Origin of the sequence: Aeromonas sp. Prich7-2, assembly GCF_017939255.1 — a bacterium.
Classification (GTDB): Bacteria; Pseudomonadota; Gammaproteobacteria; order Enterobacterales; family Aeromonadaceae; genus Aeromonas; species Aeromonas caviae.
On the sequence record NZ_JAGKRI010000054.1, the window covers coordinates 1 to 15,454 of the forward strand.

Below are 15,454 nucleotides of genomic sequence, written 5' to 3' on the forward strand. Positions count from 1 at the left end.
AGTTGGACAAACAGGCAGAGCAGTTCAAGTTACCCGCCCGCCGAGAACGAAGTTACCCAAGGTGCATCAAAGCCAAACCACAGAAGTATGCGACGAGAAAACCTAGTAAAAACAATGCCAGTCAGGCTTAACTGACTGGCATTACCTTTTGGTCCCTTTTTCCAAGCCTTTTTAATATCTTGCGGAGTGCATGTTTGCACTGTCCCCGCCTCTTCAGTAGAGTCGGGTTCTACCTTCCAGGGAGAGAAAGAACCTTGCCATGAGGCGAGCACTCGAGTCTGTCTATCAAATCATCTCCAGCCTGTCTCATTCGAGTGGTCAGGGATATTTTGATGCCTTTGTGAGTGAAATCGCCAACGCGGTGGGGGCTGACTTCGTCCTGGTGTCCGGCAAGGATCAGGCGGGTCTGTTCTTTACCGTGCATGCCGCCTATCCCGCCTCCCTCGACATCAACTCCTACAGCTTCCCCCTCGCCGACACTCCGGGCGAGATCGCCATGCAACAGGGTGAAGCCTGGTTCAGTGATCGCACCCGCCAGCTGTTCCCCCACGCCGCCGTGCTGGAGCGCTGCGAGGTGAGAGCCTATGCCGGCGTCGCGCTCAAGAACGCCGAGGGAGAGACCATCGGCCTGTGCAGCGTCATGTTCAAGCGGGCCATGCCGAGAATGGAGAAGATAGTGGGCCTGCTGCGTCTGCTGGCCCCGCTCGCCGGTCGTGAACTGGCGCTGATGTATCAGCAGCGCCAGAGCCAGGAGCAGCCGGCGCAACCGGAACATCACCACTTCCTGGACACCATGATGTCCCATGCGCCCGTGGGCATCGGCAAGGTGGATCTGGGCGGCAAGATCCTCTGGGCGAACCCGGCCATCGAGAAGATGCTCGGCTACAGCCAGGAGGAGCTGCAACAGCTCACCGTCGCCGAAATCAACCATCCGGACGACTGGCAGACCAGCATTGCGCTCTACGACGCCCTCAAGCGGGGAGAGCGTCCCGCGTTTACCCAGGAGAAGCGTTATCTCCATCGGGATGGGACCGTCCTGTGGGGGCGGGTGACGGTGACCCTGATCCGCAACGAGCAGATGCACCCCGACTATCTCATGGTGGTGCTGGAGAACATCGATCCCATCAGGCGCCATGCGGAGCAGCTCAAGCTCTCCCACCGGGTCTATGACAACCTCTCCGAAGCCATTCTGGTGTGCGATGCCGACAGTCGCATCATCTCGGTCAATCCGGCCTTCGAGAAGATCACCGGTTACAGCGAGGAGGAGGCGTGTGGCCAGCGGCCCAGCATGCTCAAGTCCGGACTGCACGATCAGACCTTCTATGCGGACATGTACCACGCCCTGGAGCGGGTGGGGATCTGGCGTGGGGAGGTGTGGAACAAGCGCAAGAACGGCAAGCTCTATCCCCAGCAGCTGATGATCAGCGCCGTGCGGGAAGGGGGCAAGATCAGTCAGTACATCGCCATCTTCAGCGATCTTTCCCAGACCAAGCTGGCAGAGCAGAAGATCGCCGCCCAGGCCAACTACGACAACCTCACCGGTCTGCCCAACCGCTGGCTGTTCGGTCGCTGTCTGGCCCGCTTCTGCGAGCGGGGGGAGCGCTTCGCCCTCATGGTGCTCGACCTCAACAACTTCAAGGCGGTCAACAACAGCATGGATCACCATGTGGGCGACGCCCTGCTGCGGGAAGTATCGGATCGGCTGGTGAGCCGGGTGCGCACCGAGGACCTGGTGGCCCGCATCGGCGGCGACGAGTTTGCCTTCCTGGTGCCCGGTATCGTCAACCGCCGTCAGGCCGAGGTATTTGCCAAGCAGGTGATCGGCGGCTTTGCCCGTCCCTTCATGCTGGCCAACCAGCACCTATATGTGACCGCCACCCTGGGGATCACCCTCTGTCCCAATGACGGCGGCGACAGCGACGAGCTCTTGCGCAATGCTGAGCAGGCCCTGTTCGTCGCCAAGCGCCAGGGACGCCCCCTCGGCACCTACAACGCCTCCATGCGGGAAGAGGTGAGCCAGCGCCACCAGATGCAGCACGATCTGGCGGAGGCCATCAAGCTGGGCCAGCTGACCATGGCCTACCAGCCCATCTGGGACAACCGCAGCGGCCGGGTCGCCAAGCTGGAGGCCCTGGTGCGCTGGTATCACCCCCACTGGGGTCAGGTCTCACCGGCGGATTTCATCCCGCTGGCGGAAGAGGCGGGGCTCATCCAGGGGCTGGGTGCCCTGGTGCTGTGGCAGTCTTGCCGGGATCTGGCCAGATTGCAGCAGTCCGGCTTCCCGGATCTGCAGATGTCCATCAACCGCTCCACCCTGGAGTTCCAGACCATAGACCCGGAGGCCAACGAGTGGCTCAGGGTGATCCGCCACTTCGAGCTGGATCCGGCGGACATCATCATCGAGATCACCGAATCTCTGCTGATGGAGACCAGCGATCAGCACAGGGTGCGGATCGATGCTCTGCGCGAGGCGGGCTGCAAGCTGGCCATCGACGACTTCGGGACCGGCTACTCGGCACTGAACTACCTGCGTACCTTCCCGGTGGATCTGGTGAAGATCGATCGCTCCTTCGTGCGCCATATTCCCTTCAACGAGCAGGACCGCCTGCTGCTCGACGGCATCATCAACATCGTGCACAACCTCGGCATGCAGGTGGTGATCGAAGGGGTGGAGACCCGGGAGCAGCTCAATTTCCTCTGCCAGAAGGGGTGCGCCTTCACCCAGGGGTATCTGCTCAGCCGCCCGCTGCCCTTCGACGATCTGACCGAGTACCTGAGTCTCAACCGTCAGGGCATGAACCTGGCGAATCTGACCACGGTGAGCTAACCCCCTGCTTCTGCTATCATGCCGGCTTCTGCGCCGTGATGAGTCCATGTTATGCCCCATATTCAGGTTTTCAGTGAAGTGCCCGCCCGCGATGGCGAGCTCGACGCCCTGCGCCAGCGCCTTGCCGACGTGGCGTTTCCCGCTCCCTTCGCCCTGGTGCTGACCGAATCGCGGTTGGAGCTGCGCAAACTGGACGAACCCAAGCTGGGGGCCGTTTATGTGGACTTCGTGGAAGGGGCGGTGGCCCATAGGCGCAAGTTCGGTGGCGGGCGCGGCCAGTCCATCGCCAAGGCAGTGGGATTGAAGTCGGGAGCCATGCCGACCGTGGTGGATGCCACCGCCGGGCTCGGGCGCGATGCCTTCGTGCTCGCCTCCCTCGGCTGCAAGGTGACCCTGATCGAACGCAGCCCCGTGGTGGCGGCCCTGCTCCAGGACGGTCTGACCCGGGCGGGGCAGGATCCCGAGATAGGCCCCTGGGTGCGCGAGCGGATGCAACTGCTGCAAGGCCCGGCGGTGGAGACCCTGCTGGCGCTGACCGAGCGGCCGGAGGTCATCTACCTGGATCCCATGTTCCCCCACAAGCAGAAGTCGGCGCTGGTGAAAAAAGAGATGCGGGTGTTCCAGTCCCTGGTGGGAGCGGATCTCGACGCGGATGCCCTGCTGCCGGCGGCGCTCAGGATGGCTGACAAGCGGGTGGTGGTGAAGCGGCCCGACTATGCGGGCTGGCTCAACGAGCACAAGCCCAGCATGGCCATCGAGACCAAGAGCAACCGCTTCGACGTCTATGTGATGGCGGCGCTGGCGAGTTGAGTGGCGACTGGCAGGGAATCTGAGCGTCAAACGAAGAGGGCCAACCTGATCAGGTTGGCCCTCTTGCTATTCATTGGCTGCGGGGTGGGGCGAAGTGGATCCGCTTTTCTTCCCCTTGCCAGACGAGTTCCAGGGTCGCCAGGTCCGCCAGGCTGAGGCGCTCAGCGCGCTCCAGCAGCAGATATTCGACTCCATCGCTGGCTTCTATGGTGCGGATCCTGTCCGCCCAGGTTCGTCCATCCCGGTCGGTGATCGTGACGGGCAGCTGCCAGCTGGCGGCGATCTCCAGCCAGTCGTACAGGTCACAGCTGACGGGTTGGTAATCGGCCATGGGGTGTGCGCCTCAGGCTTCCAGCAGCCGGGTGGACCAGCCCATCTTCTGCTGGCGCTCCACCTCGAGGCGCAGCTCGCTGGCGCGCAGGTAGTGTTCGTCCAGCCAACCCTTGGGCAGGGTCAGGGTCAGGGCATCTTCATCGGCTTGCAGCATGAACCTGGGCACAGTGCCCTGGGTCCGGCGCATGCAGAGGATGAGGGAGATGCGCAGGATACGGGCCAGCCGGATCGCCTGGCGACCGGTGACGGCGCCCTGTTTCTCCAGTGGCTCCAGCTTGAATTCATCCCGCTGGTTGAACAGCAGGGCCGACAGCAGCTTCTTCTGCGCGGGGGTGAAGCCCGGCATGTCGATGTTGTCGATGATGTAGGCAGCGTGCTGCGGCGCCTTCTTGTACTCGATGCACAGACCGATTTCGTGCAGCAGGGCTGCGTAGCGCAGGATCGGGCGACCGTATCGCTTGGAGAGGCGCCAGGCCGGCTGCAACTGGGTGAACGCTTCGATGGCGGTGTCGCGGACCCGCTCGGCGTGCTCCTTGTCGAGCTGGTAGCGGCTGATCAGGCTGTCGGCGGTGCGATCCCGGGCATCACAGTCGTGATTGTTGCCGAGCAGGCCGTAGATGAGCCCTTCACGCAGCGCACCGCCCGCCAGGGTCATGCTCTCGATGTCGAGGGTCTCGAAGATGGCGATCAGGATGGCGAGACCGGAGGGGAACACGGTCAGCCGTTCGGCCGCCAGCCCTTCGAGCTGCAACTGATCGAGTCTGCCGCAGGCGATGGCCTGACCCATCAGCTCTTGCAACTTGGGCAGGGTGACCCGCTCGCTCTTGCCCTGGGCCAGCATGATCTCCTGCAGCGCCTGGACGGTGCCGGAGGCGCCGACGCAGGTGCGCCAGCCGAGGACACGGTAGTCCGCAGCCACTTTCTCCAGTACCGCCTTGGCGGCGGCAATGGCCTGGTTGAAGCGCGCCTCGGAGAGCTCGCCATCACCGAAGTGGTTGTTGAGCCAGGTGACGCAGCCCATGTGCAGGCTGTTGAGCAGCTTGGCTTCGCTCTGCTCGCCGATCACCAGCTCGGTGCTGGCGCCGCCGATGTCGATCACCAGCCGATTGCCTTCCCCTGCCGACGTCCAGGAGACACCTTCATAGATGGTCTTGGCTTCTTCCTCGCCCGAGATGATCTCGATGCTGTGGTTGAGCACCCGTTCCGCTTCGCTGATGAATTCGTCGACGTTGGTGGCCAGGCGCAGGGTGGCGGTGCCCACTACCCGGATGTTGTCGGACGGGATGTCCTGCAACTGCTCGGAGAAGAGGCGCAGACAATCCCAGCCCCGCTCCATGGCGGCACGGTTGAGGCGAAAATCGGCATCGAGGCCGGCGGCGAGGCGTACCTTGCGCTTGACCTTGGTGACGGTGCGCAGGGCACCGGCGACCTCGCGCACCACCAGCATGTGAAAGCTGTTGGAGCCGAGGTCGATGGCGGCATAGAGAGGCGAGTTGTGCAACTTGGCCGATCCCTCAGTTCTTGCGGGGGGGACGACGACGGTTGTTGCTGTTGCCACCGCCCTGGCGATCCCGCATGTTGCGGTTCACCGGCTGGCGGTTGCGGAACACCCGTTTTGGTGCGGTGACGTCATCCAGCAGCGCCTCGCGGTCATACTTGCTGACCGGGATGGGGTGGTGGATGTACTCCTCGATGGCCGGCAGGTTGAAGGCATAGTCTTCACAGGCCAGGCTGATGGAGTGACCGCTTCTGCCGGCGCGGCCGGTACGACCGATGCGGTGGACATAGTCTTCGGCATCGTCGGGCAGGTCGTAGTTGAAGACGTGAGTCACGTCGGGGATGTGCAGACCACGGGCGGCCACGTCGGTGGCGACCAGGATATCCAGGGTGCCCTTGGTGAACTCTTCCAGGATCTTCATCCGCTTCTTCTGCGGCACGTCGCCGGTCAGCAGGCCGACGCGGTGGCCGTCGTTCTCCAGCCAGGCGTGAACGTCTTCACAGACGTGCTTGGTGTTGGCGAAGACGATGGCTTTCTCGGGCCACTCCTCTTCCATCAGGGAGAGCAGCAGCAACATCTTGTCTTCGTTGGAGGGGTAGAAGAGCTCCTCCTTGATCCGCACGCCGGTCATCTGTTCCGGTTCGACCTGCACATGTTCCGGGTGGTTCATGTGTTCATAGGCCAGCTCCTGCACCCGCAGGGAGAGGGTGGCGGAGAACAGCATGCTCAGACGCTCGGTGGCGGGGGGCATGCGGCGGAACAGGAAACGGATGTCCTTGATGAAGCCCAGATCGAACATGCGATCCGCTTCGTCCAGAACCACGACCTGGATGTTGCCGAGATCGATGACCTTGGACTTGAAGTAGTCGATGATGCGACCCGTGGTGCCGATCAGGATGTCGACGCCCTGTTCCAGCACGGCCAGCTGCTTGTCATAGCCTTCGCCACCATAGGCGAGACCGAGCTTGAGCCCGGTGGAGGCGGACATGCTCTCTGCATCGTTATAGATCTGGACGGCCAGCTCCCGGGTCGGGGCCATGATGATGGCGCGGGGCTGGTTGACGAGGCGCGGCCTGGTCAGCGGATGGGTCAGCAAATAGTTGAATGTCGCCGCCAGGAAAGCCAGGGTTTTGCCGGTCCCCGTCTGGGCCTGACCGGCGAGGTCATGACCTTCAACCAGCAGGGGCAGGGACAGTGCCTGGATGGGCGTACAATAGTGAAATCCCTTTGATTCCAGACCAGCCAGAACTTCGGGTTCGAGGCCCATTTGGGCGAATTTTTCGGTCGTTAGATGTGTTTTGCTCATGGCGGTAGGTTATCAGGTTAGGCTTGCAATAATAAACAGGATCATTTCAAATAGGGCAACTATTGCCTTTGTTGAACCATCAATAAAGCCTTAATTACTGACTGGAGTTGGAGATGAGTGACAAGATTGTTCAGCTGAGCGATGCCAGCTTCGAGGCCGATGTAATCAACGCCGACAGCCCTGTTCTGGTCGATTTCTGGGCCGAATGGTGTGGACCGTGCAAGATGATTGCCCCGATCCTGAACGAAGTTGCTCAGGAATATGAAGGTCGCGTGACCGTGGCGAAATTGAACATCGATCATAACGCCGACACTCCGCCCAAGTACGGCATTCGTGGTATCCCGACCCTGCTGCTGTTCAAGAATGGTGAAGTGGCAGCGACCAAGGTCGGCGCCCTGTCCAAGACCCAACTGAAAGAGTTCCTGGACGGCAACCTGTAATAATCAAGAAGGAGCGCATTGCAATAATGCGCTCCTTGTGTTTTATCACCTAGACGCTCACCCTGATTGGTGCTAGTTTATCGCTCGTTTGCTAACCTTTTTGCCTGACTCTTTGCTTAACTACCAGCCTGGCAAGTCAAATCCGATCAGCATCAATCCAGCAGACTGTCTCCTCATTTCAATCCTTGCTTACAGACTTTCACCACTATGAATCTGACTGAACTTAAGAACACTCCTGTGTCCGAGCTGGTCCAGCTTGGCGAATCCATGGGGTTGGAAAATCTGGCTCGGGCGCACAAGAAAGACATTATCTTTGCAATCCTCAAGGCGCACGCCAAGGGCGGCGAGGATATCTTTGGCGACGGTGTGCTGGAAATCCTGACCGACGGTTTCGGTTTCCTGCGCAGTGCAGACGGCTCTTATCTCGCTGGTCCGGATGACATCTATGTCTCCCCGAGCCAGATCCGCCGCTTCAACCTGCGTACCGGCGATACCATTTCCGGCAAGATCCGGCCGCCGAAAGAGGGCGAGCGCTATTTCGCCCTGCTCAAGGTCAACGACGTCAACTACGACCGTCCGGAAAACTCCCGCAACAAGATCCTGTTTGAAAACCTCACTCCCCTGCACGCCAACGAGCGTCTGCGCATGGAGCGTGGCAACGGTTCCACCGAAGACATCACCGCCCGTGTACTGGATCTGGCATCCCCGATCGGCAAGGGCCAGCGCGGTCTCATCGTTGCACCGCCCAAGGCCGGTAAGACCATGCTGCTGCAGAACATCGCCCAGAGCATCGCCTACAACCACCCGGATTGTGAGCTGATCGTGCTGCTGATTGACGAGCGTCCGGAAGAAGTGACCGAGATGCAGCGCATGGTGAAGGGCGAAGTCATCGCCTCCACCTTCGACGAGCCGGCCTCCCGTCACGTCCAGGTCGCCGAAATGGTGATCGAGAAGGCCAAGCGTCTGGTCGAGCACAAGAAGGACGTGGTGATCCTGCTGGACTCCATCACCCGTCTGGCCCGCGCCTACAACACCGTCATCCCGTCTTCCGGCAAGGTGCTGACCGGTGGTGTGGACGCCAACGCCCTGCACCGTCCGAAGCGTTTCTTCGGTGCGGCGCGCAACGTCGAAGAGGGCGGCAGCCTGACCATCATCGCCACCGCGCTGATCGATACCGGCTCCAAGATGGATGAAGTCATCTACGAAGAGTTCAAGGGTACCGGCAACATGGAACTGCACCTCTCGCGCAAGATTGCCGAGAAGCGCGTCTACCCGGCCATCGACATCACCCGCTCCGGCACCCGCAAGGAAGAGCTGCTGACCGCACCGGACGAGCTGCAGAAGATGTGGATCCTGCGCAAGATCATTCACCCCATGGGCGAGATCGACAGCATCGAGTTCCTCATCGACAAGCTGGCTGCGACCAAGACCAACGACGAGTTCTTCGACTCCATGAAGCGTCAACAGAAGTAACAGCCTCTTCAATGACAAAACCGCGGCCCAGGTCGCGGTTTTTGTTTATCTATTTCACGGCTGGCTTAGTAGTATGAAGCCTCGATGTCACAAGGAAAGGGACGTCATGAAGCTGGTGTTGTTCATATGGATGGGTTGGTTGTGGCTGGCGGCCCCGGTGCATGCCGACTCCCCGCCGCAATTGCAGGCTCCCCTGGTGGCGGACGAGGGACTGGAGGGGCATCGGGCGTACCTGGACGGCCGTATGGCGCTCGGGCAGTTTGATGCCATGGACTCGTTGCTCGAGACCCTGTCGGTGGGGCAGCGGGAGTTCCTGTTGTTCCAGTTGCTGGGTGAGCTCAAGTCATCGGGCGCACCGAGCCCAGCGCTGCTGGCCTGGGTGCGGGCACAAGCGGCCAAGGCGCCACAATGGCTGGTGGAAGGGAAGGTGGACGGTTTCCTGGTGCAGCTACCCGCCTATGACTTCCCCGCCGAGGCCCGGCTGGTGCTGAGCCACTGGCAGCAGCTGGCCTGGCAGGACAACTATCGCCAGTTGCTGGAGCAGGATCGCTTCGACTTCAAGCAGGTCTACTACAGCCGCAATCCCGAGCTGGCACAGCAGCAGCAGGCCCTGCTGGCGGTGCTCGATCGGCAGCCGGTATCCGTGCTGCGTCGGGAGGCGCAGCGGCTTGCCGCCCTCAATCTCTTCCTGCCGGACAACCAGTTGCTGCTGCACTTCATCGAACAGACCGGGAAGACGGCACTCTACCTCAAGCTGTGGCGTCAGCCAGTGGATCACGATAGCCTGACTGCGCTACACACCATTTCCCGCTTTTATTCAGGTCAGGAGGCGAGCGATCTGCTGATCGCCGCCAGCCAGAACAGCCGCCTGATGGTCCCCGCCCTGCACCAGCTCAGCCGCCTCTCCCCCTTGCCGGACGGGGCCCAGCAGTTCCTCCTGGCCGAACTCGGCAAGCACCAGTATGGCGGGCTGGTGGCCGGCCTGTTGTTGCAGATGGACGAGCCCAGGCTCCTGGGTCAATTGGCAAACCGGCTGACGCTTCAGGAGCGGCGACACGCCTCGTCCGTCATGAGGTCCGATACGGGTACACCGGATACGCCGCCAGGGTTATAATGCGGGACCACCTGATCCCGCTGGGGTACTTGCATGAAATACAAGGACTTGCGTGATTTTATCGCGCAGTTGGAACAAAACGGACAGCTCAGGCGCATCAGTCGCGAGATAGACCCCTATCTGGAGATGACCGAGATCAGCGACCGTACCCTGCGTGCGGGGGGCCCGGCCCTGCTGTTTGAGAATCCCAAGGGCTACACCATGCCGGTGTTGACCAACCTGTTCGGCACGCCGGACCGGGTTGCCATGGGCATGGGCCAACCCAACGTCAGCGCCCTGCGCCAGGTGGGGACCTGGCTCTCCTACCTGAAAGAGCCGGAGCCGCCTCGCGGGCTCAAGGAGCTGATGGAGAAGCTGCCCATCTTCAAGCAGGTGCTCAACATGCCGACCAAGCGGCTCTCTTCGGCCCCCTGTCAGCAGGTGGTGCTGGAAGGGGGCGCGGTGGATCTGGATCAGATCCCCATCCAGCACTGCTGGCCCGGGGATGTGGCGCCCCTGGTCACCTGGGGTCTGACGATCACCCGCGGTCCCTACAAGAAGCGGCAGAACCTCGGCATCTATCGCCAGCAGAAGATCGGCAAGAACAAGCTGATCATGCGCTGGCTGGATCACCGGGGCGGCGCCATCGATTTTCGCGAGTGGCAGGAGGCCCACCCGGGCGAACGCTTCCCGGTGGCGGTGGCGCTGGGCGCCGATCCGGCGACCATCCTGGGTGCGGTGACGCCGGTCCCGGACAGCCTCTCCGAATACGCCTTTGCCGGTCTGCTGCGGGGCAGCCGTACCGAGGTGGTGAAGGCGCTGAGCTGCGATCTGGAAGTGCCCGCCAGCGCCGAGATCGTGCTGGAAGGCTATCTGGAGCCGGGGGAGATGGCCCCCGAAGGGCCTTACGGCGATCACACCGGCTACTACAACGAAGTGGACGAGTTCCCGGTCTTCACCATCACCCACATGACGATGCGCCGGGATGCCATCTACCACAGCACCTACACCGGCCGTCCGCCCGATGAGCCGGCGGTGCTCGGGGTGGCGCTCAACGAGGTGTTCGTACCGCTGTTGCAGAAGCAGTTCCCCGAGATCGTGGATTTCTACCTGCCGCCGGAGGGGTGCTCCTACCGGATGGCGGTGGTGACCATCAAGAAGCGTTACCCTGGCCACGCCAAGCGGGTGATGCTGGGAGTCTGGTCCTTCCTGCGCCAGTTCATGTACACCAAGTTCGTGATCGTCTGCGATGACGACATCAACGCCCGGGACTGGAAGGACGTTATCTGGGCCATCACCACCCGGATGGATCCGGCCAGGGACACCACCCTGATCGAGCACACCCCCATCGACTACCTGGACTTCGCCTCGCCGGTCTCCGGGCTCGGCTCCAAAATGGGGCTGGATGCCACCAACAAGTGGCCGGGGGAGAGCAATCGGGAGTGGGGTCAGCCCATCGTCCAGGACGAGGCGGTAAAGCAGAAGATCGATGCCATCTGGGACGAGCTGAAGATCCTCGACTGAGGGATCCCCGATGGGGCACGGCCATTGTGACGCAAAAGTGCGGTATTGCCGTGCCGAATTGGGTATGCTCGACGGACCTGACCACCAACTGGTCGCCATAAAAACAGTGAAACCATGAGCGAAGCGGGCCGGGCAGGCCCCTCACAAGGACAAGAATGCAACGTATCAAGTGCCGCGTAGAGGAACTGCGCGAATATGTCGACACCATCTGGCACGTGGCGCTGGCGCCGCAGCAGGAGGTGAGCTTCAAGCCGGGCCAGTATCTGCTGGTGGTGATGAGCGATTCGGACAAGCGCCCCTTCTCCATCGCCAACTCGCCGACCCGCTCCGGCGTGCTGGAGCTGCAGATCGGTGCCACTCCCGAGAATGCCTATGCCGGTCAGGTGCTGGCCCGCATGCGCGAGCAGGGAGAGATCGAGGTCGAGCTGGCCGCCGGCAAGGCGTTCCTGCGCGACGAATCCCCCCGACCGCTGATCCTGATGGCGGGCGGCACCGGCTTCTCCTATGCCCGCGCCATCCTGGAATACCTGATTGGCAGCGGCAGCAAGCGTCCTGTGTTCCTCTACTGGGGGGTACGCCAGGCGCACTGGCTCTACGAGCTGGAGCAGATGCAGCAGTGGGAGCGCGACTACGCGCCGCTGACCTTCATTCCCGTGGTGCAGGAGCCCGAGAGCGACTGGACCGGCAGGACCGGGCTAGTGCACAAGGCCATCATGGATGACTTCGTCAGCCTGCATGACTACGACATCTATGTGGCGGGCCGCTTCGAGATGGCCGGTGCCGCGCGGGAAGAGTTCAAGGTGCTGGGCGCTGAGCCCGAGCGCATCTTCGGCGATGCCTACGAGTTTATCTGACCACGGCCAACCGCAGAGCGTCGATCTGCCCCCTTATCGTCTTGCGAGAGAAGGGGGGATGAGAAACTCGTTGTCCCCATAAAAACGACAAACCCCAGCCTGGCTGGGGTTTGTGCTATCTACGGCGGGTCACGCCGGATCATTCGCCCTTGGCAGCGAGCTGCTGCTCGAGCTGGGCCAGCTTGGCCTCGAGGGCGGTCAGCTTCTCCCGGGTGCGCAGCAGCACCTTGGTCTGCACGTCGAACTCCTCGCGGCTCACCAGATCCAGCTTGTTGAGCTGAGCCTGCAAGACCTGACGGGTCTTTTTCTCCACCTCTTCACCCATGCTGCGAATGCCGGGGGGCAGGGCGTTGTGTATCTGTTTGGCGATCTCTTCCAGTTTTTTCGGGTCGATCATGGGGGTCTCCTTAAGCAATGGCGCCATTCTACCGACAAATCGTCCCCTTTGCCGAGATCGGGGCGGCTTTTTGCGCCATGGATCCCATCGGGCTCTGGTCGGGTCTGGTTGATGCACCCTGGCTGCTACCCTGTGACACCGGGAATCAATTCCAATTCCTTGATGGTGTACACAAAAAAATCAGATCAGATGACTGACCAGAGGCTTATTAATTGTTGCGTTGCTGTTAATATGATTCGGTCGGGTTTGAACCCTACCCCGTCAGGCTCATCATGGATAACAACATAAAAGAGATAAGGATATGAAGAAAAAGCTAATTTACGCGGCCGTCGTCAGTGCGCTGCTGAGCGGTTGTGGTGGCAGTGACGACAACACAGGCGATACCTCAAGCTATCTCGATTATCTGCTGAGCGGCTCCAATGCAGTCCGACCCAGCGCCCTGGCAGCCCGTGCGACCGACGGTACCCTGAAATTCTCCACGGAAACGGCGGATCTCTCCAACCCGGTGTCCGCCCTCTCCACCTTGGATGGCTGGTCGACTACCCAGGCGATCCAGATAGTGCCGGTGACGGCCTCCGGCATCCAGGTCAAGGCGCCGGCCGCTGCTGAATTCGCAGCCTCCGTGGCCCCCCTCTACCTGATGGAGCTGGAGTTTGACAGTGCGGCCCTGCGTCCGAGCGGCGTGAAAAAGGTGCTGACCTACGGGGTGGACTTCGTGGTGGCCGAGACGACCGGCAAGCTGAATCTGGTGCCGCTCAAGCCGCTCAACCCCTCTTCCTACTACATGATAGTGGCGACCGATACCCTCAAAGACAGCACGGGTGCCCCCCTGCGACCGGGTAGCGACTACAGCAACTACAAGACCAGCACCGGCAGCAACGCCCAGGAGCAGACCATCAGCGGCCTGATTGCGCTGCAGGAAGGGCTGTTCAAGGCTGCCACCGGCATCACTAGCGACCACGTGATCTTCTCCGACTGGTTCGGTACCCAGTCCGGCGCCGACGTGCTGGTGGCGGTGAAAGGGGCGGCCGCATCCGTGCTCAAGAGCCCGACCCTGGACGCTGCCGCCCTGTGGAAGCAGGACGCCTTGGGCAATACCAGCCTGCCTGGCACCTATACCCTGTCGGTGAACGGCGGCAGCCCCTTCCTGACCCAGCTGGACGCCGAGAACTTCCTGCCCCAGGAGCAGAAGGATGCGATTGCCGCCGCTTTTGGTGACGGCACTCCACTCCACAATCTGGCCTTGGGTACCACCGTCTACAGCGGCACCGTCAAGCTGCCCTACTTCCTCTCCTCCCCGGCCACCGCCGGCTCCTGGGACAAGGCGAAGACCCAGTCCTGGCACGGTGCCATCCCCAGCCTCTACGCCATCGCGAACGCCCTGAAAGCCCAGGATACCGAAGTGATCGGCGGCCTGGTGGGGGCGGGTGTGGATCCGGCCTTGCTGGGCGAACTCATCGCCGATCCGAGCCGTCAGGCCGAGCTGCTGGCGGAGGCGAGCAAGCTGATCGGGGTGACCCTCACCTCCGGCGGCAAGGCGCTGGATCCCGAGATGAACATCGGGCGCTTCAACCCGCTGCCGGCACTGGAAGAGGTGCAGTCCGTCCCGATGCGGATCTTCGCCGCCGCACCGCTGGCGAACATCACCGACGTGATCATCTATCAGCACGGCGTCACCTCCGTGAAGGAGAACGCCTATGCGCTGGCCCTTGGCCAGATTGGTGCCGGTGCCCAGGCGAGCAAGAACGTGGCCGTGGTGGTGATCGATCATCCGTTGCACGGTGAACGCGGCTTCGCCCTGACCGGCAGCATGGACTCGGTGACCACCTCCGACAACCCGACCCCCTACCTGAACCTGAGCTACCTGACCGTGGCCCGCGACAACCTGAAACAGAGCGTGGCGGATCTGCTGGGCCTGCGTCTGGCAGTGGGGCTGGCCAATGCCAAGGGCGCCATCGGCACCGCAGGCAGCCTCAAGGTACACTTCCTGGGTCACTCTCTGGGTGCCATCGCGGGGGCCAACCTGCTGGCGGTGGCCAACCAGTCTGTTGGCAACCCGACGGCAGACGCCCTGTTCAAGTTCGACACTGGCGGCCTGGCCATGCCGGGTGGCGGCATAGCGCCGCTGTTGCTGAACTCGCCGACCTTCGGCCCGACCATCCAGATGAGCGTGCTGACCGCTGGCAGTGCGGCCCTGAAGGCAGCCTTCACCGCCTATGCCCCGAACTGCAAGACGGCGGTGCCGACCTGCTTCGTCAACGAGTTCCTGCCGAGCCAGGATGCGGCCACCCAGGCCACGGCGGCCAGCACCCTGCAGAGCTACAGCTTCGCGGCGCAGTCGGTGCTGGATTCGGCAGACCCCATCAACCTGGGGAGCGGCATCGCGGCGGACTTCCCGCTGTTTGCCACCGAAATCGTCGGCGACGGCGCCCTGAGCCTGTCGGATCGGGTGATCCCGAACAGCATCGCCACCGCCCCGCTGGGTGGCACCGAGCCGCTGTTCAAGGTCCTGGCCCTGCAACCGCTGACCGCCACCGGCGCCGCCAACCACAGAGCGGCCCGCTTCGTGGCCGGGGGGCACAGCTCGCTGCTGGCACCTGACGAGAACTTCGATCCGACCGGCGCCGTCACCACCGAGATGCAGACCCAGTTCGGCAGCTTCTTCGCAAGCGGCGGTACCGCGGTCAAGGTGACCGACGGCAGCCTGCTCAAGCAGTAAGCCGGCCAACTAATAAAAACGCCGCCCCTTGGGGCCAATGCTGTTCACTTAAGCGGAGCCGCATTGCGATTTACCGGAAAACGGGTCTTTGATATCTTCACCGCCCTGGGTCTCGATGGCCTGGGGCGTTTTTCTATGAACATGACGCCTATGCAGCCCCGCAACTCCGCCAACCTCCGT

Annotated in this window: 12 protein-coding genes; 8 read left to right on the top strand and 4 right to left on the bottom strand. The window is 62.1% G+C overall.

Annotated features, from left to right (window positions below; translation table 11 throughout):
- Window positions 1–259: 259 nt before the first annotated feature.
- Complete coding sequence (locus J9892_RS10755; RefSeq protein ID WP_043155406.1) at window positions 260–2,827, top strand: GGDEF domain-containing phosphodiesterase; 2,568 nt, start codon at window positions 260–262, stop codon at window positions 2,825–2,827.
- A 60-nt stretch (window positions 2,828–2,887) separates the two neighbouring features.
- The gene (locus J9892_RS10760; RefSeq protein WP_029313422.1) at window positions 2,888–3,637 is read left to right on the top strand and encodes a class I SAM-dependent methyltransferase; all 750 of its coding nucleotides are present in this window, start codon (window positions 2,888–2,890) and stop codon (window positions 3,635–3,637) included.
- A gap of 70 nt (window positions 3,638–3,707) precedes the next feature.
- Here the strand turns inward: J9892_RS10760 and J9892_RS10765 are convergent, their stop codons facing one another.
- From J9892_RS10765 to rhlB, 3 genes are read right to left on the bottom strand one after another with little or no spacing between them, the layout of a single operon-like run.
- Entirely contained in the window at window positions 3,708–3,968 is a 261-nt protein-coding gene (locus J9892_RS10765) for a Rho-binding antiterminator (protein ID WP_041214156.1), read from the bottom strand.
- Between the two features lie 12 nt (window positions 3,969–3,980).
- On the bottom strand, window positions 3,981–5,471 hold the full coding sequence (gene gppA / locus J9892_RS10770) for a guanosine-5'-triphosphate,3'-diphosphate diphosphatase (protein ID WP_049636360.1): 1,491 nt from the start codon (window positions 5,469–5,471) through the stop codon (window positions 3,981–3,983).
- Between the two features lie 13 nt (window positions 5,472–5,484).
- Entirely contained in the window at window positions 5,485–6,774 is a 1,290-nt protein-coding gene (gene rhlB / locus J9892_RS10775) for an ATP-dependent RNA helicase RhlB (protein WP_029313424.1), read from the bottom strand.
- A 113-nt stretch (window positions 6,775–6,887) separates the two neighbouring features.
- On the opposite strand from rhlB, the gene trxA reads away from it, so the two are divergent.
- From trxA to fre, 5 genes are all read left to right on the top strand, one after another.
- Window positions 6,888–7,214, top strand: coding sequence for a thioredoxin TrxA (gene trxA, locus J9892_RS10780; protein WP_010672369.1), 327 nt, complete (start codon window positions 6,888–6,890; stop codon window positions 7,212–7,214).
- 207 nt (window positions 7,215–7,421) lie between these two features.
- A complete protein-coding gene (gene rho / locus J9892_RS10785) occupies window positions 7,422–8,687 on the top strand; it encodes a transcription termination factor Rho (protein ID WP_010672370.1) in 1,266 nt (421 codons plus the stop codon).
- A 106-nt stretch (window positions 8,688–8,793) separates the two neighbouring features.
- Window positions 8,794–9,801 (top strand): hypothetical protein, encoded by a 1,008-nt coding sequence (locus J9892_RS10790; protein WP_210538309.1) that lies wholly within the window; start codon window positions 8,794–8,796, stop codon window positions 9,799–9,801.
- A gap of 33 nt (window positions 9,802–9,834) precedes the next feature.
- Window positions 9,835–11,304 carry a 4-hydroxy-3-polyprenylbenzoate decarboxylase gene (gene ubiD / locus J9892_RS10795; RefSeq protein ID WP_069652900.1) on the top strand — a complete coding sequence of 490 codons (1,470 nt, stop codon included), beginning with the start codon at window positions 9,835–9,837 and terminating at the stop codon, window positions 11,302–11,304.
- Between the two features lie 155 nt (window positions 11,305–11,459).
- Window positions 11,460–12,158, top strand: coding sequence for an NAD(P)H-flavin reductase (gene fre / locus J9892_RS10800; RefSeq protein WP_010672373.1), 699 nt, complete (start codon window positions 11,460–11,462; stop codon window positions 12,156–12,158).
- Between the two features lie 139 nt (window positions 12,159–12,297).
- Here the strand turns inward: fre and J9892_RS10805 are convergent, their stop codons facing one another.
- Entirely contained in the window at window positions 12,298–12,555 is a 258-nt protein-coding gene (locus J9892_RS10805) for an accessory factor UbiK family protein (protein ID WP_010672374.1), read from the bottom strand.
- 301 nt (window positions 12,556–12,856) lie between these two features.
- Between J9892_RS10805 and J9892_RS10810 the strand changes: the two genes are divergently transcribed.
- Window positions 12,857–15,274 carry a VolA/Pla-1 family phospholipase gene (locus tag J9892_RS10810; protein WP_210538310.1) on the top strand — a complete coding sequence of 806 codons (2,418 nt, stop codon included), beginning with the start codon at window positions 12,857–12,859 and terminating at the stop codon, window positions 15,272–15,274.
- Window positions 15,275–15,454 lie beyond the last annotated feature (180 nt).

What these genes read in the sequence shown, in the direction of transcription:
- J9892_RS10755 (WP_043155406.1), top strand. Translation starts at nt 260, where the DNA reads ATGAGGCGAGCACTCGAGTCTGTCTATCAAATCATCTCCAGCCTGTCT.
- J9892_RS10765 (WP_041214156.1), bottom strand. Translation starts at nt 3,968, where the DNA reads ATGGCCGATTACCAACCCGTCAGCTGTGACCTGTACGACTGGCTGGAG.
- rhlB (WP_029313424.1), bottom strand. Translation starts at nt 6,774, where the DNA reads ATGAGCAAAACACATCTAACGACCGAAAAATTCGCCCAAATGGGCCTC.
- trxA (WP_010672369.1), top strand. Translation starts at nt 6,888, where the DNA reads ATGAGTGACAAGATTGTTCAGCTGAGCGATGCCAGCTTCGAGGCCGAT.
- rho (WP_010672370.1), top strand. Translation starts at nt 7,422, where the DNA reads ATGAATCTGACTGAACTTAAGAACACTCCTGTGTCCGAGCTGGTCCAG.
- J9892_RS10790 (WP_210538309.1), top strand. Translation starts at nt 8,794, where the DNA reads ATGAAGCTGGTGTTGTTCATATGGATGGGTTGGTTGTGGCTGGCGGCC.
- ubiD (WP_069652900.1), top strand. Translation starts at nt 9,835, where the DNA reads ATGAAATACAAGGACTTGCGTGATTTTATCGCGCAGTTGGAACAAAAC.
- fre (WP_010672373.1), top strand. Translation starts at nt 11,460, where the DNA reads ATGCAACGTATCAAGTGCCGCGTAGAGGAACTGCGCGAATATGTCGAC.
- J9892_RS10805 (WP_010672374.1), bottom strand. Translation starts at nt 12,555, where the DNA reads ATGATCGACCCGAAAAAACTGGAAGAGATCGCCAAACAGATACACAAC.
- J9892_RS10810 (WP_210538310.1), top strand. Translation starts at nt 12,857, where the DNA reads ATGAAGAAAAAGCTAATTTACGCGGCCGTCGTCAGTGCGCTGCTGAGC.